The organism is Microbacterium marinilacus (assembly GCF_019753765.1).
In the GTDB taxonomy this organism is placed as follows: Bacteria; Actinomycetota; Actinomycetes; order Actinomycetales; family Microbacteriaceae; genus Microbacterium; species Microbacterium marinilacus.
On record NZ_JAIJZW010000001.1, the window covers coordinates 543,825 to 563,664 of the forward strand.

The following is a 19,840-nucleotide window of genomic DNA, read 5'->3' on the forward strand; positions in this document are numbered from 1 at the left end:
GGGCCGGTGTCGGACCGGCGACGTAGACTCTCCTGGTGACTGTTCAGGGGATCGTGCGCGCCCTCGAGACCTCGGAATCGTTCAGCGACGCCCTCGCGGCCTCGGCGGTCGACGCCGACCTCTCGCTCGCCGACGGGCTGGACGCCCCCGCGCTGGCGGCGCTGCTGCGCCGCCGGATCGCGGCCGGGCATCCGGGCGTCCTGCTGGCGATCGCCCCGACAGGGCGCCGCGCCGAGAGCCTCGCCGCCGCGCTCGGCGCCTACCTGCCGGGCGCGGAGGTGCGCGACTTCCCCTCGTGGGAGACGTTGCCGCACGAGCGCCTGAGCCCCAGCGCCGAGACGGTCGGAAGACGCCTCGCCACCCTGCGGCGGCTGGCGGAGCACGACGCGTCCGAGGGGGCGCCGCCGCTGGTCATCACCGCCTCTGTGCGCTCGGCGATCCAGCCGCTCGCGCGCGGACTGGCCGAAGCGGCGCCGATCCGTCTCGAGGTCGGCGGCACCGGCACGGGATTCGAGGGCGTCGGGCTCGACGACGTGGTGCGGCGTCTGGTCGAGCTTGCCTACGCGCGCGTCGACATGGTGTCGCGGCGCGGCGAGTTCGCGGTGCGCGGCGGCATCCTCGACGTCTTCCCGCCCGTGGCGGAGCATCCCTTCCGCATCGAGTTCTTCGGCGACGAGGTCGACCAGATCCGGGCGTTCTCGGTCGCCGATCAGCGCTCGCTGCCCGGCGAGGTGCACGGCGTCGAGCTCGTGCCGAGCCGCGAGCTGCTGCTGACCGACGAGGTGCGCTCGCGCGCCCTCCAGCTGCAGCACGAGTTCCCCGGGATCGCCCAGATGCTCGAGAAGATGGCGCAAGGCATCCCCGTGGAGGGCATGGAGTCGCTCACGCCGGTCGTCGCCGGCCCGCTCGCGTCGATCGTCGAGTACCTGCCGCGCGGAGCCGCCGTGGCGCTCGTCGATCCCGAGCGTTCGGTCTCCCGCGCCCTCACGCTCGGCGACACGAACCGGGAGTTCCTCGAGGCCGCGTGGAGCGCCGCGACGAGCGGGGCGAGCGCGCCCCTCGACCTCGACGCCGGTGACTTCCTCACGCTGGCGCGCCTGCACGAGGACGTGCGCGAGGCGCGCAGCGTCTGGTGGACGCTCAGCCCCTTCGACTCCGGCGCGGCCGAGACCGCAGCCGAGCTCGACGCGCTCGCCGACGACGACGTGCGCCTCGCCCCGGACACCGGCACGGCCACCCGCATCCGCGGCGCCGCCGTCCCCTCCTTCCAGGGCAGCGTCGACGGCGCGATCGAGCACGTCGCGCGGCGGCTGGGGGACGGCTGGCGGGTCGTGGTGGCCGCGAACGGCGCGGGACTGGTGGAGCGCGCCCGCGACGTCCTGTCCGAGCGGGGCCTGGCCGCCCGTGTGGTGGAGACGCTGGACGAGGCGCCGGAGCCCGGCGTGGCGACCCTGGTCCTGGCGGGCGTCGAGCGCGGCTTCGAGTCGGAGGAGGCGCGGCTCGCGCTGCTCACCGAGAACGAGTTCTACGGCCGGACGATCGGCGGCGACGCCCGCGTCGTCAAGAAGCTCGCGTCGCGTCGTCGCAACGTCGTCGACCCCCTCCAGCTCAAGCCCGGCGACCACGTCGTGCACGCCACCCACGGCATCGGCCGATTCGTCGAGATGACCAAGCGGCAGGTGTCGAGCGGAGGGCGGAACGCCACCAAGAGCGAGCGCGACTATCTCGTGCTCGAGTACGCCCCTTCCAAGCGCGGCTACCCGGGCGACAAGCTCTTCGTGCCCACCGACCAGCTCGACCTGCTGTCGAAGTACGTCGGCGGAGAGGCGCCGACGCTGTCGAAGATGGGCGGCAGCGACTGGGCCCAGGCGAAGGGCAAGGCCCGCAAGGCGGTGCGCGACATCGCCGTCGAGCTGGTGAAGCTCTACTCCGCGCGGATGGCCGCCAAGGGCCACTCGTTCGGCCCCGACACGCCGTGGCAGCGCGAGCTCGAGGAGGCCTTCCCGTTCGCGGAGACCCCCGACCAGCTGCAGACCATCGACGAGGTCAAGCGCGACATGGAGCGCCCCGTGCCCATGGACCGCCTGCTGTCCGGCGACGTCGGCTTCGGCAAGACCGAGGTGGCCGTGCGCGCGGCGTTCAAGGCGATCCAGGACGGCAAGCAGGTCGCGATGCTCGTCCCGACGACGCTGCTCGTCAAGCAGCACCTCGAGACCTTCAACGAGCGCTTCGCGGGCTTCCCCGTCGTCGTCAAGCCGCTGTCCCGGTTCCAGACCGCCACCGAGGCGCGCCGCACCCTCGACGGTCTGCTGGACGGCAGCGTCGACATGGTGATCGGCACGCACCGCATCCTCACCGACCAGGTGGTGTTCAAGGACCTGGGGCTGATGATCGTCGACGAGGAGCAGCGCTTCGGCGTCGAGCACAAGGACCAGCTGAAGAAGCTGAAGACCAACGTCGACATCCTTGCGATGAGCGCGACGCCGATCCCGCGCACGCTGGAGATGGCGGTGACCGGCATCCGCGAGATGTCGACGCTCGCGACGCCGCCGGAGGACCGCCACCCGATCCTGTCCTACGTCGGTCCCCGCAACGACAAGCAGATCGCCGCCGCCATCCGCCGCGAGCTGCTGCGCGAGGGACAGGTCTTCTACGTGCACAACCGCGTGACGTCGATCAACTCGGTCGCCGCGCACCTGGCCGAGCTGGTGCCGGACGCCCGCATCGCGGTCGCACACGGGAAGATGGGCGAGCACCAGCTGGAGCAGGTCGTCGACGACTTCTGGGAGCGCAAGTTCGACGTGCTCGTCTGCACGACGATCATCGAGACCGGCATCGACATCGCCAACGCGAACACCATCGTCATCGACCGTGCCGACAAGTACGGGCTCGCGCAGCTGCACCAGCTGCGCGGGCGGGTAGGCCGCGGGCGCGAGCGCGCATACGCGTACTTCGTCTACGACGAGATGAAGCCCCTGTCCGAGACGGCCGCCGATCGCCTCCAGACGATCGCCGTGCACAACGACCTCGGCTCGGGCATCCAGGTCGCGATGAAGGACCTCGAGATCCGCGGCGCCGGCAACCTGCTCGGCGCCGAGCAGGCCGGCCACATCGCCGGCGTCGGCTTCGACCTCTACCTGAGGATGATCGGCGAGGCGGTCGCGACGTTCCGCGGCGAGGACACCGAGGGCCCGGTGGAGCTGCGCCTGGAGCTGCCCGTGGAGGCGAGGCTGCCGGAGTCGTACGTGGACGCGGAGCGGCTGCGGCTCGAGGCGTACCAGAAGCTGTCCGCTGCTGCGGCGGCCACGGCCAAGGACGACGCGATCGACCTGGTGGTCGACGAGCTCGCCGACCGCTACGGCACGCCGCCCCCGGAGGTCGACGGGCTCATCGCCGTCGCCCGCCTGCGTCGTCGCGCCGCACAGGCGGGCCTCACCGACGTCGTCGCGATGGGCCGGAATCTGCGCGTCGCCCCCGCCGCCCTGCCCGACTCGATGCGTGTGCGGCTGCAGCGCCTGTATCCCGGCGCGAAGCTGCTGTCCGGCGGCGAGGCGATGGTCGTGCCGCTGCCGACCGCGGGCGGCGAGCCCCTGGGCGACGTCGAGCTGCTCGCCTGGGTGTCTCAGCTGCTGGACGCGCTGTGGCCGCTGCCCCCGAAGAGCGCGCCCGCGGCGCCGGAGGCGTGAACGGCCGGACGGAGGCTTGAACGACCGGCCGGCGCGGTGTGGGATGGGCGCATGGCAGACAGCGACGTCCTCGCCGATGTGACCGACGACCCGGCACGCGACCGCTACGAGGCGCGGCTCGTGCGGCCGGGACACGTCCCGGAGCTCGTCGGCGTGCTCGCGTACCAGGACGCCCCGGACGGTGCACGCGTGCTGCTGCACACGGTGGTCGGCGAAGAGCACGGCGGGCACGGCGTCGGGGCTGCCCTCGCGGCGCACGCCGTCGCGGACGCGCGGCGGCGGGGAGTGAGGGTGGTCCCGGTGTGCACGTTCGTGCAGGGCTGGCTCGCGCGGCATCCGGAGCACGCCGACATCGTCGCCTGAGCGGCTCGTGATCCCGCGGCCCCGGCTGAGGCGTCTGCAAGGGGAGCGCTGCCCGACGGACACGTCGGGCAGCCGGTTACGCTGTTCTCGGAGGACCCCGGCTCGGGGCCGCCGAGAACGTGCGCCCCGGGGAGGCCCAGCCGAATGAGCGCGGGGTCGTGGCTGCGAGAGCGCCGCCGGGTGCTGGCCGCGGGAGCCGTCGTCTCGGTGGTCGCGCTGGGCGTGACGACGATGGCGGTCGCCTACGAGGGCAATCCGACGACGGAGCTCGATCTGCACGACGGCTCGGTGTGGATCACGAAGACGGACCAGCAGTTCGTGGGGCATTTCAACAACGAGTCGCAGCGGTTGGACGGCTACCTGGTGGCGCCGAGCGCCGACTACGACGTGCTGCAGGACGGCGATCGCGTGCTCGTCCACGACCGCGGCGAGGCCAGCCTGAGCCGAGTGGACCCGGCCGGCATGGTGCTGGCCGAGAGCACCGGCCTCCCGGAGGGCGCCCTCGTCGAGGCGGCGGCGCAGACCGTCGCGGTGCTCGACCCGCGCGAGGGCGACCTGTACGTCGTGCCGCTCCCGGGGCTCGGGGCGTTCTCTCCGGCCGAGGTCGAGCCCGTCGCGGAGCTGGGGCGCGGCGCGGCCGTGACCGTCGCGCGCGACGGCACCGTGTTCGCGGTCTCAGCGGAGCGCCGCGCGCTCGTGACGGTGGAGACCACCCGCGAGGGAGAGGCGGAAGAGCCGTCGGAGCGCGTCCTGGAGGGGCTCACCGAGAAGCCGAGCGTCGCCGTCACCGCGGTCGGCGCCACTCCCGTCGTGCTCGACCGCGAGCCCGGCGTGGTGCTGCTGCCCGATCGCGCGGTCGAGGTCGACGGTGCCGGCGGGGGCGAGGCGCGGCTCGCCGCCGACGCCGCGGACGGCGGCGCGGTGGTGATGGCGACGCGCACCGCGCTCGTCTCCGTCCCCCTCGAGGAGGGCGGCGAGCCCACGCTGACGGCGACCGAGCTGCCGGCGGCCACGCCGGCGGAGCCGGTGTGGCTCGACGGCTGCGCCTACGCCGCCTGGATGGACACCGGGCACCTGCTGCGCGACTGCGAGGGCGCCGCGAACGATCTCGCCAGCGGCATAGAAGGCTACGACGGCACCGGCGAGCTGCGCTTCCGGGTGAACCGGGACGCGATCATCCTCAACGACGTCCTGAGCGGTGCCGCGTGGCTCGCGGCCAGCACGCTGCAGAAGGTCGACAACTGGGACCAGCTCACCCCGCCGGAGGGCGACGGCGACACGAGCGAGGACCTGACGACCGAGCAGGTGCCGGACCCGCTGCCGCCGGACCGCGGGCCGGAGAACCGCGACCCCGTCGCGGAGGACGACGCGTTCGGCGTGCGCGCCGGGCAGACGACCGTCCTGCCGGTGCTCGACAACGACAGCGACCCCGACGGGGACGTGCTCACGGTGGAGGTGTCGGACGCGTCCTCCGCGCTGGGCGAGGTGCAGCTCATCCAGAACGGCACCGCGCTGCAGGTCGTGGTGCCGCCGGAGGCGAGCGGCAGCGGATCCTTCGAGTACACGGCGAACGACGGGCGGGGCGGCTCCGGAGCGGCCACGGTGCGACTGACGGTCCATCCCGATACGCAGAACGCGGGGCCCGCCCAGCATCGAGAGCTCAGCATCGCCGTCGAGGCCGGCGGCACCGTCACGTACAACGTGCTGCCCGACTGGCGGGACCCGGACGGCGACAGCATCTATCTCGAGGCCGTGCACCCCCTGCCGGGCGACGAGGCCGAGTTCACGGCGGACGGGCGGATCACCTACCGCGCCATCTCCGGCCAGCAGGGACCGATCGAGGTGCCGATCGAGGTGTCGGACGGGGCGACGGCCATGACGGGGGTGCTGAAGCTCGACGTCCGCCCGGTCGGGACCGCCGACCCCGTCACCACCGCCGACCACGTCGTGGCGCGCGCCGGCCAGCAGGTCACCGTGTCTCCGCTCGACAACGACATCAGCGCGAGCGCCGAGCCGCTGAAGCTCACGCGCGTGGACGAGGTCGAAGGCGCCCGGATCGCACCCGACTTCGCCAACCGCACGTTCGACTTCGCCAGCGAGACGGTGGGCACCTACTACGTGCAGTACCTGGTCTCCAACGGGCCGAAGGCGGTGCCGGGGCTCGTGCGCGTCGACGTGCTGGAGCCGGCGGCCAGCGATCTGCCGCCCGTCGCGGTGCGCGACGTCGCGATGCTCCCCGCCGGCGGCGAGGTGCTCGTCGACGTCCTCGCCAACGACATGGACCCCGCCGGCGGCGTGCTGGTGGTCCAGTCCGTCGACGCGGAGGACGCCGCCGGGCTGTCGGTCTCCGTGCTCGCGCACGAGACGCTGCGGGTCACCGACCGCGCGGTCGTCACCGACCGGCTGACGATCCGGTACACGGTGGCGAACGCGTCGGGCACGGCCCAGGGCGAGGTCGTGGTGATCGCGGTCCCCGCATCGTCGAAGCTGCGCCCGCCCGTCGCGAGCGACGACGAGGCCGTGGTGCGCGTCGGCGACGTCGTGACGATCCCGGTGCTCGACAACGACTCGCACCCGAACGACGACGAGATGCACGTCGTGCCCGAGCTGGTGTCCGAGCCGGACCCCGAGGCCGGCGACATCTTCGTGGCGCAGGACACGGTGCGCTTCCGTGCGGGCACCGAGCCGGGCACCGTCTACGCCACCTACGAGGTGCGCGACAGCACGGGCCAGCGCGACGCCGGCTACATCACCATCCAGGTGCTGCCCGTCGACGACGAGGCGAACGCGGCCCCGCGCCCGGAGGACCTGACGGCCCGACTGGTCTCGGGCGAGACGGCCACCATCCTCGTGCCGTTGGACGGCATCGACGCCGACGGCGACTCCGTCGAGCTGGTCGGCATCGACTCCGCGCCGACGAAGGGTCAGATCCTGGAGACCGGCGCCGACCGCTTCGTCTATCGCGCGAGCGAGGGCGCCGTCGGGGTCGATCAGCTCACCTATCGCGTGCGCGACGCGCTCGGGGCCGAGGGCGTGGCCACGCTGCGCATCGGGATCGCGCCGCCGGCGGGGACGAACCAGGCGCCGTTCGCGGTGCGGGACGACGTGTTCATGCGTCCGGGACGCGTCGTCTCGGTTCCCGTGCTCGACAACGACAGCGACCCGGAGGGCGGCGCGATCGCGCTCGTCGACGACCTCGTCGCGCCCGAGGGGCTCGAGGCCGAGGTCACCGGCCCGAACCGCGTCGACGTCACCGCGCCCGCGCAGGAGATGCAGGGGTCGGTGCAGTACACGATCGCCGACGAGCTAGGGGCGACAGCGCAGGGCGTCATCCAGGTCACGGTCGACGAGGACGTCCCGCTGCTGCCGCCGGTCGCGCGCGACGACCGGGTGCGCCTCGACTCCATCACGCCGGAGCTCACCGCCGACGTCGACCTTCTCGCGAACGACGAGGATCCCGACGGCACGGTGCAGAGCCTTCAGCTCGAGGTGGAGGGCGAGCAGCAGGCGGGGTCCGACGGGCTGCTGCAGGTGACGATCGAGGAGCGGCGTCGGCTGATCGGCTACACCGTGACCGACGAGGACGGCGGCACCGCCCGCGCGTTCGTGCACGTGCCGGGGCTGGAGGACCTGCGTCCCACGCTCATCAGCGCGGAGCCGGTGGTGGTCGACAGCGGCGAGACCGTCGAGCTGCCGCTGTCAGATCACGTCCAGACCGTCACCGGCAAACCTCTGCGGATCACCGAGGCTGCGACGGTGCGGGCCGCGCACAGCGACGGCGCCGCGCTGCTGCAGGGCGACTCGACCCTCGTCTACACGTCGGCCGACCGCTATTCCGGGTCGGACGCCCTCACCTTCGAGGTCACCGACGGCACCGGTCCCGACGACCCCGCCGGGCGCACGGCGATCCTGTCGATCCCGATCACGGTGCTGCCGCCGGAGAACGCGCAGCCCTCCTTCGTCGACGCCCGGATCGACGTCGGCGCCGGGGACGACCCCGTGACGCTCGAGCTGGCGCCGCTGGCCTCCGACATCGACGGGGACGCCCTCGAGTTCTCGATGGACGGCGAGCCGGCGTCGGGGGTCGAGGCGCGCATCGAGGGGTCGACGCTCGAGCTCAGCGCGGACGCCGACATGGAGACGGGGCAGACCACGAGCGTCGGGGTGCGCGTCGAGGACGGCATGACCGATCCGGTGACCGGGCGGGTCGACGTGCGCATCACGTCGTCCAACCGGCCCCTCCCGGTCGCCACCGACGACACGGTCGCGGAGGCCGCCGCGGGCGAGGCGGTGGAGGTGCCCGTGCTCGAGAACGACGAGAACCCGTTCGACGATCAGCCGCTCGAGATCGTCTCGACCGAGGTCGAGACGGGCGAGGGCACCGCGGTGGTGGCCGGCGAGAGCCTGCGGGTGACCCCGGACGCCGACTTCCACGGGCGGATGGTCGTGCGGTACCGGATCCACGACGCGACCGGAGACGCCGCCCGCGGCGCCGAGGGTCGCGTGCTGCTCACGGTGCACGGCCGCCCGGACGCGCCGGGCAAGCCCGTCGTCGCGAGCGTGCAGGACCGCCAGGTGACGATGTCGTGGACGCCGCCGGCCGACAACGGCTCGCGTATCACCGGGTACACGGTCACGTCCCAGGCCGGCGGCTACGAGAAGAGCTGCCCGGCGACGACCTGCACGCTGGACGGGCTGACCAACAACGTCGAGTACACCTTCACGGTGGTCGCGCACAACGAGATCGGCGACTCCGACTCCTCGCTGCCGAGCGAGGTCGCGCGGCCGGACGTCCGGCCGGACACCCCCGCGGCGCCGAGCCGGCCGGCCTTCGGCGACGGCAGCCTGCGGGTCGCCTGGACGAAGCCCGACAGCGCCGGATCTCCCGTGTCGTCCTACACCGTCGAGATATCCCCGGCGGCGCCGAACGGCGTCTCCCAGGTCGTGGTCGAGGGCGGCGGCGTCACCGAGCGCGTCTGGGAGGGGCTCGCCAACGGCACGGCGTATCGCTTCCGCGTGCGTGCGCACAACCTCGCGCCCGAGCCGTCGAGCTGGAGCGCCTGGTCGCCGACCGAGGTGCCGGCCGGTCGCCCCGAGGCCCCCGCCGTCCCGTCGGTCGCAGACCTCGACCCCGTGGGCCGCCAGGACCAGATGCGCGTCTCCTGGTCGGCGCTCGGCCAGCAGCAGCAGAACGGCGACGCCGTCCAGGCGTACGAGGTGCAGATGAGCGGGCCGCGCACCGGCACGCAGCAGGTGGGCACGGGGACCTCCGCGACCTTCACGGGGCTGTCGGCGTCGACCGAGGGATACACGTTCCGCGTGCGCGCCAAGAACAAGGCCGGATGGAGTGAGTGGGGCCCGGCCTCCGCGCCGCGCCGCGCCGTGCAGCAGCCGGGCGGCGTGGGGACGGTGAAGGTGGAGCCGGGCGACACCCAGCTGAAGCTCTCGTGGGCGCAGGCGGATCCGCGGGGCGCCGCGCAGAGCGAGATCCGCTACGCCTACTCGGTCGACGGCTACTGGGTCTCGACCGGCACGGCGACGAGCGTCACCGTCGGAAACCTGGACAACGGCACTACCTACAACGTCAAGGTGCGGGCCGTGGTCTACATCGACGGGAGCCAGTACGGCGGTGGGGGACCCGCGAGCGACGCGAAGGGCACGCCCTTCGGCAAGCCGCTCACCCCCGCGCTGACGGCCACCCGGGAGCCGCAGGGCACCAACTCGCTGTACCGCTGGACGATCAACATCGGCCCCGCGTACAACGGCCGGACGATCGACGCGATCGAGGTCAGCAACGTCGGCGCGGGCCGGCGGACGGTGCACTACAACGGCGCTCCCAAGGCATCGGGTGAGTTCGTCGCGTCGGGCGGGAACGTCCAGGCGCGCGTCCGGGACTCCACCGGCGCGTGGGGTCCCTACGTCGAGGTCAACACCGCCGGGACGACGACCGTGCAGGGGCCGGCGGGCGGCGCGGACGACGACCGGGCCTGCAGCCGGGCGCCGTGCGAGTACATGGGCGTCCGCTCCGAGGGATGGAACCCGGGGACCTACTCCGCCACGTGCTACGAGGGCACGTCGACGGCCGGGCGGCGACTGGGCAGCGGCTCGTTCACGGTCGAGCCCGGCGGCGCCGCGTTCATCGCCTATCTGCCGTGCGTGTACAACAAGCCGGGCGGCACGGTCGTCGTGGACATCAGCGGCTACCTGACCAAGTCGATCGTCTGGCAGTAGCCGACCGGGCGCCCGTCGCGCTCCGATAGGCTGGGGTCCCGCTCGCGGGAATGGTGTGCCGGGAAGTCTGTTCGGCGGCGGTGACCCGTCCCCTTCTTCCGAGACCCCGCCCGGCGTGCAGGGCGACGAAAGGCGCACATGAGGCTCCTCCGCTCCGAGCGATTCCCGGCGATCCTGCTGCTGGCCTCGGCCGCCCTCGGCCTGCTGGTGGCGAACCTCCCCGTCGGCCCCGCCGTGCTCGACGCCAGCCATCTGCACCTCGCGATCCCCGGCACGCCGATCGACCTGTCGCTGGCGCACTGGGTGTCCGACGGGCTCCTGGCGGTGTTCTTCTTCGGCGTGGCGGTCGAGCTGCAGTACGAGCTGACGAGCGGCGAGCTCAGCAGCGTGCGCAAGGCCCTGCAGCCCGCCATCGCGGCCGCCGGCGGAGTGCTCGTGCCGATCCTGGTGTTCCTGACGATCGCGGGCGGCGATCCCGAGGCCCGCGGCGGGTGGCCCGTGCCGACGGCGACCGACATCGCCTTCGCGCTCGGCGTGCTGGCCGTGTTCGGGCGCGGCCTTCCGTCCGCCGTGAGGATCTTCCTGCTCGCGCTGGCGATCATCGACGACATCGTCGGCATCGTCTTCATCGCTGTCCTGTTCGCGCACGACATGGACCTCGGGCTCCTGGCGATCGGCGTGGGCCTCGTGGTCGTGTTCGCCGTGCTGAGCCGGATCGACCCTGAGGGGCGTCGCACACGGATCGTGGTCGTCGCGCTCATGGTGGTCGTCGCGGTCGCCGCGTGGGCCTTCGTGCTGCTGTCCGGCGTGCACGCCACCATCGCGGGCGTGATGCTCGGGCTGGCGGCGCGGCAGGGGCCGGGCATGCGCGCGCGCCACGCGCTCGAGCCGTGGATCAACGGGGGCATCCTGCCGCTGTTCGCGTTCGCTGCGGCCCTCGTGGTCATCCCGCAGGTCGCGCCGGCCGATCTCTCGCCCGCGCTGTGGGCCATCCTGGTCGCGCTGCCGATCGGCAAGATCGTCGGCATCACGCTGTTCGGCGCCCTCGCCATGCGGATCCGGCCGAGGGGCACCGCGCCCGCCGTCGCGTTCCCCGACCTGCTGGCCGCGGGGGCCCTGGGCGGGATCGGCTTCACCGTGTCGCTGCTGCTCGCGAACCTCGCGTACGCGGGCGACGCCGCCCTGCGCGACGAGGCGATCCTCGGCGTGCTCGGCGGGTCGACGATCGCGCTGGTGCTCTCAGGCGTCATCGTGTCGGCGAGGGCGCGTCATCACCGTGTCGTCGCGGCGTCGTCGTGAGGCGCATCGAGGGGCGCCGAGGCGGCGCCCGGACGGAGAGGGAGTCGGCATGGCCACGGACGCGCTGAGGGAAGCGGTCGAGACGATGCGCGCGGTGCGGGACCGCTGCGTATGGACGCAGCAGATCGATCATCGGGCGCTGGTGCCGTACCTGCTCGAGGAGAGCCACGAGCTGATCGACGCGATCGAGGCGGGCGACGCCGCGGGGATGCGCGAGGAGCTGGGCGACCTGCTGTGGCAGGTGCTGTTCCACGCGGAGATCGCCTCGCGGGGCGCCGACGGCGAGGCGTTCGACGTGGACGACGTGGCCGCGTCCCTGGTGGAGAAGATGGTCCGCCGCCACCCGCACGTCTTCGGCGACGAGGTCGCCGAGACTCCCGAACGCGTGCTGGAGCTGTGGAACGCGGCGAAGGCGTCCGAGAAGCGGCAGCGCACGAGCGTCCTCGACGGCGTCGCGCGGTCGATGCCGTCGCTCGCGCTCGCGCAGAAGCTGATCGGCAAGGCCGCGCAGGTCGGCGTCGGATCGGAGGTGGCCCTCGCGGTGCACGACGCCGCCGAGGTCGGCGCGGTGCCCGAGAGCGAGGCCGAGCTCGGCGACCTCCTGCTGACGCTGACCGCCGCCGCGCGCCAGAACGGCTGGGACGCGGAGCGCGCCCTGCGTGAGCGTCTGCGCTCTCTCGAGTCGGACATCCGCGACGCCGAGTCCTGAGAACCCGCCGCCGCGACAATCCGTTCCCGCGCCGACAATGCGTGTGGCGGGTGCATTGTCGGCGCGAAAAGGGATTGTCGCGGGATGGAAGAATGGGAGCGCTATGGCTTCCGTGAACGCGCCGCGCGGCATGCGCGACTTCCTCCCCGCTGACAAGGCCCGACGCGAGCGCGTGCTCGCCGTGATCCGCGAGCGCTACCGCGCGCACGGGTTCGACGAGATCGAGACGCCGGTCATGGAGGAGCACGCGCGCCTGCACGCCGGCATCGGCGGCGACAACGAGAAGCTCGCCTTCAACGTGCTGCGCCGGGGCCTCGACGCGGACGCGATCCGTGCCGCCGCGGACGAGCCCTCGGCCCTGACGGATCTCGGGCTGCGGTACGACCTGACGGTGCCGCTCGCGCGCTTCTACGCGACGAACCGCGGCGACCTGCCCGCGGTGTTCCGCTCGATCCAGATCGCCCCCGTCTGGCGTGCGGAGCGCCCCCAGAAGGGCCGCTACCGCCAGTTCATGCAGTGCGACATCGACATCATCGGCGACGCGTCCGCCCGCGCGGAGGCGGAGCTGATCGTCGCGTCGCTCGACACTCTCGCCGCGCTGTCGCTCGAGGGCGCCACCGTCCGCATCAACGATCGCCGCGCGCTCGACGCCATGCTCGACGTCTTCGGCTTCCCTCCGGAGCAGCGTCCCGGCGTGCTGATCACCATCGACAAGCTCGACAAGATCGGCCCCGCGGGCGTGAGCGCCGAGCTCCGCGAGCGGGGGGCGAGCGCCGCCGCCGTCGACGCCTTCGAGGCGTTCCTCGAGCGGCCCGCAGAGGGCGAGCCGCTCGCGTACGGCGAACGGCAGATCCGTGCGGCGCTGCCGGACGGCGTCCCCGACGAGGTCGTCGCGCACCTGACCGGCGTGGGGGAGTCGGTCGCGGCGGCGCGGCCCGGCGACACGCGCGTGCCGCTGGAGTTCGATCCGTTCCTCGTGCGCGGGATGGGCTACTACACCGGCACCATCTTCGAGCTCGCCCACCCGGATGTCGGGTACTCGCTCGGCGGCGGCGGCAGGTACGACGGCATGATCGGCCGATTCCTCGGACAGGACGTCCCGGCGGTCGGCTTCTCGATCGGGTTCGAGCGCATCGTCGACCTCGTGTCGCTGCAGGTGGCCGACGCGGCCCCGGCGGTGGTGCTGGTGCACGACCGTGACGTCGCCGTGACCGAGCTGATCGCGCTGAAGGCGCGGCTCGTGGCCGAGGGCTCGCGCGTCCGCCTCGAGCAGCGCACCAAGAACCTCAAGGGGCTGCTGGACCGTGCGTCCGCCGACGGCTTCACGGCGTTCGCGACCGTGTCTGCGGGCGCGACTCGGGAGGGTCTCGAGCTCAAGCCCCTCGCCTGACCCGCCGGATCCCGTCGCCAGACGTCGTGCCGCGGCCGCGGAGGCCGCGGCGGCTCTCACTCCCGAACTGTTCTAATTGATATAGAATAAGTTCATGCTGGCACGGATCGACCCGACGCGCGAGGAGCCGGTGTTCGCGCAGCTCGCGGCGTCGATCCGCGCAGACGCCGCCGCGGGGCGCGTCAGGCCGGGCGACCGGCTGCCTTCGGCGCGCGAGGTCGCCGGAGCCCTCGGGGTGAACCTCCACACGGTGCTGCACGCCTACCAGCTGCTGCGCGACGAGGGGCTGCTGGACATGCGGCGCGGCCGCGGCGCGATCGTCACCGATGCGGCGGCACCGCTCGCCGAGCTGCACGACGAGGCGGCGCAGCTCGTGCGCCGCGCCCAGGCCCGCGGCGTCCCGCGCGACGCTCTCGCGGCGCTGATCCGCGACCTTCCGATCTGACCCGACCGAACCCGAGGAGGAGAGCATGACGACATCCACATCGACCCTCAGGAGCACCGCCGGGCGCCGTTTCCGGCTGGTCGGGCTGCTCCTGCCGCTCCTCGCATCCGTCGTGTTCGCGCTCGTCCAGCTCGCCATGCTGCCGTGGCTGCCCGACCCGGTCGCCACGCACTGGGGAGCCGACGGTGGTGCCGACGGGCTCGGTCCGGCGTGGCTGTTCCCGCTGATCACCCTGGGGGTCTGCGGCGGGCTCCCTGCGCTCCTCGCCGGAGCGAGCCTGGCGGGCTTCGAGCGGGAGGGCGGGGCGCGCCGGTTCCGGCTGCCGGCAGCCGCCTCAGGGTGGCTCGTCGGCTTCGTCGGCGCGCTGTCGGTGGGGTCGCTGGCGCTGCAGCTGGGGCTGGCGGACGGGCGCGACGCGCCGAACATCCTGCCCCTGCTCGGCGTCTCGGCCGTCGTGGCGGCCGTGCTGGCGTGGGCGGCATGGCGGTCCACCACCGACGCTCCGTCCGAGGACCGTGCGCGCACCGACGGCCCCGACGCCGTCGCGGTGTCCTCGGGGGAGCGCGCTGTGTGGCTGCAGACCGTGACGATGTCCCGCGGGGGCGCGATCGTGGTCGCGGCCCTGATCGCTGTCACGACGCTGCTGGTCGTCGTCGTCGCGGTCGCCGACACCGCCGTCGGCGGGCGGCTGAGCGCCGGCAGCTGGGTCGGGCTCGGCGGCATGGCGCTCGTGGTGGTCGCGGTGCTCGCGTGCGCGGTGTTCCGCGTGCGTGTCGACGACCACGGCCTGACGGTGCGGTCCATCGCGGGCTGGCCGCGCATCCGCGTCCCGCTCGACGACATCGCACGTGTGGAGGTCGTCTCGGTCGACCCGATGGGCGAGTACGGCGGATGGGGCTGGCGGTACGCGGTGGGCGTGGGCTGGGGCGTCGTGATGCGGCGCGGCGAGGCGATCCGGGTCACGCGGCGCGGCGGGAAGACGTTCACGGTCACGGTGGACGACGCCGAGACGGGCGTCGCGCTGCTGCGCGGGCTCGAGGCGAGGTCGCCCTCGGCTTGACGTCGGGCACTCCGCACGGGTGGGATGGCCGCATGGCCGAATCCACTCCCGAGAACTGGGCGGCGGCCGATCGCTGGCTCGCCGCCGCACTGCTGCCGCACGATCCCGAGCTCGATGCGGCCGTGACGGCGCAGCGCGAGGCGGCGCTTCCGGAGATCGAGGTCGCGCCCGTCGCGGGCAAGCTGCTGCACCTGCTCGCGCGGCTGGTCGGCGCGCAGCGCATCCTCGAGATCGGCACCCTCGGCGGGTACTCCACCATCTGGCTCGCCCGCGCGCTGCCCGCGGGCGGGACGTTGGTGACGATCGAGGCCGAGCCCGCTCACGCCGGGGTCGCGCGCGGCAGCATCGACCGGGCCGGGGTGGGCGACCGCGTCGACGTGCGCGTCGGGCCGGCCCTCGACGTCCTGCCCACGCTCGCCGGGCCGTTCGACCTGGTGTTCATCGACGCCGACAAGGAGTCGAACACGGCCTACCTGGACTGGGCTGCGCGTCTCGGGCGCCCGGGCGGCCTCGTGGTGCTGGACAACATCGGCCGCGACGGCGAGATCGTGCGCGACGACTCGAGCGACCCGAAGGTACGCGGCACGCGCGAGGCCATCGAGATGCTCGGCTCGGACCCGCGATTCGACGCGACGGCCCTGCAGACCGTCGGCGTCAAGGGATGGGACGGCGTCGCCATCGCGATCCTGACCGGGGAGGCCGGGACCGGCGCAGTGGCGGGCGACGCCACGCCATAGACTGGCGACGGGCCTGTGCGGGGCCCGCACCGTCCACTGAGAGGGAGTCATTCCGTGGCACTGATCGAAGCTGTAGGCGCGCGCGAGATCCTGGATTCGCGCGGCAACCCGACCGTCGAGGTGGAGGTGCTGCTCGACGACGGCATCGTCCAGCGCGCGGCCGTGCCGTCCGGCGCGTCCACCGGCGCCTTCGAGGCGTACGAGCTGCGGGACGGCGACAAGGGGCGCTACGCCGGCAAGGGCGTGCTGAAGGCCGTCGACGCGGTCCTCGACGAGCTCGGCCCGGCGATCGAGGGCCTCGACGCGAGCGACCAGCGCGTGATCGACGCCGCACTGATCGAGGCCGACGGCACCCCCAACAAGCAGCGCACGGGCGCGAACGCCATCCTCGGCGTCAGCCTCGCCGTGGCCAAGGCCGCGGCCGACAGCGCCGACCTGCCGCTGTTCCGCTACATCGGCGGGCCCAACGCGCACATCCTGCCCGTCCCGGCGCTCAACGTGATCAACGGCGGCGCGCACGCCGACACCGGCGTCGACATGCAGGAGTTCTTCCTCGTGCCGCTCGGCGCCGAGTCGTTCAGCGAGTCGCTGCGGTGGGGCACCGAGACCTACCACGTGCTCAAGAGCGAGCTGAAGGCCGGCGGCTACGCCACCGGGCTCGGCGACGAGGGCGGCTTCGCGCCCGACCTGCCGAGCAACCGCGGCGCGCTGGACTTCCTCATGGCGGCGATCGAGAAGGCCGGCTTCACGCCCGGCACGGACATCGCCGTGGGCCTCGACGTCGCGTCGACGGAGTTCTTCGAGAACGGCGTCTACCGGTTCGAGGGCAAGGAGCTCTCCAGCGACGACCTGACCTCGTACTACGAGGAGCTGCTGGCGAACTACCCGCTCGTGACCATCGAGGACGCCCTCGCCGAGGACGACTGGGACGGCTGGAAGGCTCTCACCGACCGCATCGGCTCGAAGGTGCAGCTCGTGGGCGACGACCTGTTCGTGACCAACCCGCAGCGTCTGGCGGACGGCATCGCCAAGGGCGTCGCCAACTCGCTGCTGTGCAAGGTCAACCAGATCGGCTCGCTCACCGAGACGCTGGACGCGGTCACGCTGGCGCAGAACTCCGGCTACACGGTCATGATGTCGCACCGCTCGGGCGAGACCGAGGACACCACGATCGCCGACCTGGCCGTCGCCGTCAACGCGGGCCAGATCAAGTCGGGCGCGCCCGCTCGCAGCGACCGCGTCGCGAAGTACAATCAGCTTCTGCGCATCGAGGAGGAGCTCGGCTCCGCCGCGACGTTCGCCGGCCGGAGCGCCTACCCGCGCTTCAGCTGACGGCGGAGGGACGCGGGAGGATCGCCGGGTGCGAGGCTCTCGCGTCTTCGCGTAGGCGAAGGATGTCGTACTGCTGGAAGGGGGAGTCGTGAAGTCAGGATCGGCTCCCCCTTCCGCATCCCCGCGCCGTGCGCCGCGGGGTCGTCCGCGACGCCCGAGGCGGCAGGGCGACGCCCGCGAGTGGCTGGGGGACATCCGGTTCTCGGGGTTCGCGGCCATCATGCTGGGGCTCGTGGTGCTCGGCGTCCTGGTGCTCGCGCCCAGCGTGTCGACCTACGTCGAGCAGCGGCAGAAGATCGCCGCGCTGCAGGAGTCGGTGCAGGTCACGAAGGAGGAGGTCGCCGAGCTGGAGCGCGAGCGCGACCGCTGGAACGACCCGACCTACATCATGACGCAGGCCCGCGAGCGGCTCTACTACACGAATCCCAATGAGGTGTCGTTCCTCATCGTCGACGATCTCGAGCAGACCGACGTGGCCCGTGAGCCGGAGCCCGTGAGCGCCGAGGTCGAGGAGAAGCAGGCCGACTGGATGGGCGGCATGCTGCGTTCGCTCGTCGCCGCCGGCACCGCGAAGTCGGCCGTCGAGGTGACGGTCGGCATCCCCGACGAGCCGGAGCCGGGCGAGACGCCCACGCCGTGATCGGCGGAGCTGTCGGGACCTCCGGGAATCCTGGTAAGCGGGGTGCCCCGACGGAGCGTCGCATCGCCCGCCGGTAGCCTGGAAGGGTGACGACACCCCCCTTCGAACCCGTGCGCCCGGTCGACATCGAGGTCGTCTCCGACCAGCTCGGCCGCGAGGCGCGGGGCGTCGTCGGGATCGCGGCGCGCTGCGCCTGCGGCAACCCGACGGTCGTCGCGACGTCGCCGCGGCTGCCCGACGGCACGCCGTTCCCGACGTTCTACTACCTCACCCATCCGGCCGCGACGGCGGAGATGTCGCGGCTCGAGGCCGGGCAGCTGATGCCCGAGCTCGCAGCCCGTCTCGCCGACGAACCGGAGCTGGCGGCGCGGTACACCCGCGCCCACCAGTCCTATCTCGCCGACCGCGCCGCGTTCGGGGACGTGCCGGAGATCGACGGCATCTCCGCCGGAGGGATGCCCACGCGCGTGAAGTGCCTGCACGCGCTGGCCGGCCACGCCCTCGCGGCCGGGCCGGGGGTGAACCCCATCGGCGACGCGGCCCTCGAGCGGTCGGCGTGGTCTCCCGCGAGGTGCGAGTGCGCAGAGCCGGGGAAGGCCGGATGACGCGCGCCCCGCGCGTCCTGGCGCTCGCGATCCTCGCCGCGCTGCTCACGGGGGCCGCGCCGACACCGGAGGCGACGCCGGATCCGGTCTCGACGGCCACTCCCACGCCGACGCCGAGCGCGACGCCGACGCCGGAGGAGACCGAGGAGCCGACGATCCGCGATCGGCAGTACTGGATCGACGACTACGGCATCAGCGACGCGTGGGAGACCTCGCGCGGCGCCGGCGTGACCATCGCGGTGATCGACACCGGCATCGTCGACGGGCCTTCGGAGTTCGAGGGCGCGGTGATCGGCGGCAAGGACGTGTCCGGTCTCGGCACCGCCGACGGGCGCACGCCGGTGGACGTGCTCGACCGCAGCCACGGCAGCTGGGTCGCGTCGCTCGCGGCTGCCCGCGGGGGCGACGACCCCGACGCCATGATCGGAGTCGCGCCGGAGGCGAGCCTGCTGTCTGTCTCCCTCGCCTTCCGGGCGGCGGGCGCCGCGCCGTTCGCGCAGCAGATCGCCGACGCGGTCGTCTGGTCGGTCGACAATGGGGCCGACATCATCAACCTGTCGCTGACGACGAACGACCCGAGCTGGGACGAGTCGTGGGACGACGCCTTCCTCTACGCCATGCAGAACGACGTCGTCGTCGTGGTGGCGGCGGGGAACCGCGGCAGCGGGACCGAGTCGGTGGGCGCGCCCGCGACGATCCCCGGTGTGCTCACGGTCGCCGGCGTCGACCCCGACGGGAAGGCGAGCGACAAGGCGTCGACCCAGGGCATCACGATCGGCGTCTCGGCGCCCAGCGAGAACCTGCTCGGCGTCTCCGCCGACGACACGATCGACGAGTGGAACGGCACGAGCGGCGCGGCCCCGATCGTGGCGGGCGTCGCGGCGCTGGTGCGCTCGGCGCACCCCGAGCTCAGCGCGGTGGACGTGATCAATCGCATCGTGAAGACCGCGACCAAGCCGGCCGACGCCGACGCCGTGCCCGACGCCTTCTACGGCTACGGCCTGGTGAACGCCGAGGCCGCGGTCAACGCGGACGTCGCGCACGTGACGCAGAACCCCATGGGCAGCCTCGAGCGATGGATCGACGTCTACCGTCGCGAGGCCGCCGGACCGCAGCCGACACCCACCGTCACCCCGGTCGAGGTGGCGCCGCTGCCGCCCGCGGACGCTCCCACCGAGGCGGGGGCCTCGTACCTTCCCTCGCAGGAGGAGCTGCGCTACGGCACCCTGCCGCTCGTCGCGCTCAGCGGCGCTGGTATTCTCGTGGTGCTGGGCGTCATCGCGACTGTGCGACGCGTCCGTTCGGCCCGTGTGCGGCGGTCGCCGAGCAAACCCTGACCCAAG

Annotated in this window: 13 protein-coding genes; all 13 read left to right on the forward strand. The window is 73.0% G+C overall.

Annotated elements, in window-relative coordinates; all coding sequences use genetic code 11:
* The first annotated feature begins 35 nt into the window (after positions 1-35).
* The 13 genes from mfd to K5S26_RS02520 all read left to right on the forward strand — a co-directional run bounded on the left by mfd (position 36) and on the right by K5S26_RS02520 (position 19,834).
* Positions 36-3,686: a transcription-repair coupling factor gene (mfd, locus tag K5S26_RS02460; protein WP_221855635.1), complete on the forward strand. Its 3,651-nt coding sequence runs from the start codon at positions 36-38 to the stop codon at positions 3,684-3,686.
* A 51-nt stretch (positions 3,687-3,737) separates the two neighbouring features.
* Entirely contained in the window at positions 3,738-4,049 is a 312-nt protein-coding gene (locus K5S26_RS02465) for a GNAT family N-acetyltransferase (protein WP_221855637.1), read from the forward strand.
* A gap of 144 nt (positions 4,050-4,193) precedes the next feature.
* Positions 4,194-10,280, forward strand: a complete 6,087-nt coding sequence (locus K5S26_RS02470; RefSeq protein ID WP_221855638.1) for an Ig-like domain-containing protein — start codon at positions 4,194-4,196, stop codon at positions 10,278-10,280.
* Positions 10,281-10,418: 138 nt separating this feature from the next.
* Complete coding sequence (gene nhaA / locus K5S26_RS02475; RefSeq protein WP_221855640.1) at positions 10,419-11,579, forward strand: Na+/H+ antiporter NhaA; 1,161 nt, start codon at positions 10,419-10,421, stop codon at positions 11,577-11,579.
* 49 nt (positions 11,580-11,628) lie between these two features.
* The gene (locus K5S26_RS02480) at positions 11,629-12,288 is read left to right on the forward strand and encodes a nucleoside triphosphate pyrophosphohydrolase (protein ID WP_221855642.1); all 660 of its coding nucleotides are present in this window, start codon (positions 11,629-11,631) and stop codon (positions 12,286-12,288) included.
* 103 nt (positions 12,289-12,391) lie between these two features.
* Positions 12,392-13,678, forward strand: a complete 1,287-nt coding sequence (gene hisS / locus K5S26_RS02485) for a histidine--tRNA ligase (protein ID WP_246603415.1) — start codon at positions 12,392-12,394, stop codon at positions 13,676-13,678.
* A gap of 94 nt (positions 13,679-13,772) precedes the next feature.
* Complete coding sequence (locus K5S26_RS02490) at positions 13,773-14,123, forward strand: GntR family transcriptional regulator (protein WP_221855644.1); 351 nt, start codon at positions 13,773-13,775, stop codon at positions 14,121-14,123.
* A 25-nt stretch (positions 14,124-14,148) separates the two neighbouring features.
* Positions 14,149-15,183, forward strand: coding sequence for a DUF1648 domain-containing protein (locus tag K5S26_RS02495; RefSeq protein ID WP_221855646.1), 1,035 nt, complete (start codon positions 14,149-14,151; stop codon positions 15,181-15,183).
* 32 nt (positions 15,184-15,215) lie between these two features.
* The gene (locus K5S26_RS02500; RefSeq protein ID WP_221855648.1) at positions 15,216-15,920 is read left to right on the forward strand and encodes an O-methyltransferase; all 705 of its coding nucleotides are present in this window, start codon (positions 15,216-15,218) and stop codon (positions 15,918-15,920) included.
* A gap of 54 nt (positions 15,921-15,974) precedes the next feature.
* Positions 15,975-17,252: a phosphopyruvate hydratase gene (gene eno, locus K5S26_RS02505; protein ID WP_221855650.1), complete on the forward strand. Its 1,278-nt coding sequence runs from the start codon at positions 15,975-15,977 to the stop codon at positions 17,250-17,252.
* 88 nt (positions 17,253-17,340) lie between these two features.
* Positions 17,341-17,892 carry an FtsB family cell division protein gene (locus K5S26_RS02510; RefSeq protein WP_308122723.1) on the forward strand — a complete coding sequence of 184 codons (552 nt, stop codon included), beginning with the start codon at positions 17,341-17,343 and terminating at the stop codon, positions 17,890-17,892.
* 86 nt (positions 17,893-17,978) lie between these two features.
* Positions 17,979-18,497 (forward strand): DUF501 domain-containing protein, encoded by a 519-nt coding sequence (locus K5S26_RS02515; RefSeq protein WP_221855652.1) that lies wholly within the window; start codon positions 17,979-17,981, stop codon positions 18,495-18,497.
* Positions 18,494-19,834, forward strand: coding sequence for a S8 family serine peptidase (locus K5S26_RS02520; protein ID WP_221855654.1), 1,341 nt, complete (start codon positions 18,494-18,496; stop codon positions 19,832-19,834). The genes K5S26_RS02515 and K5S26_RS02520 overlap by 4 nt, the downstream gene beginning before the upstream one ends.
* Positions 19,835-19,840: the final 6 nt, after the last annotated feature.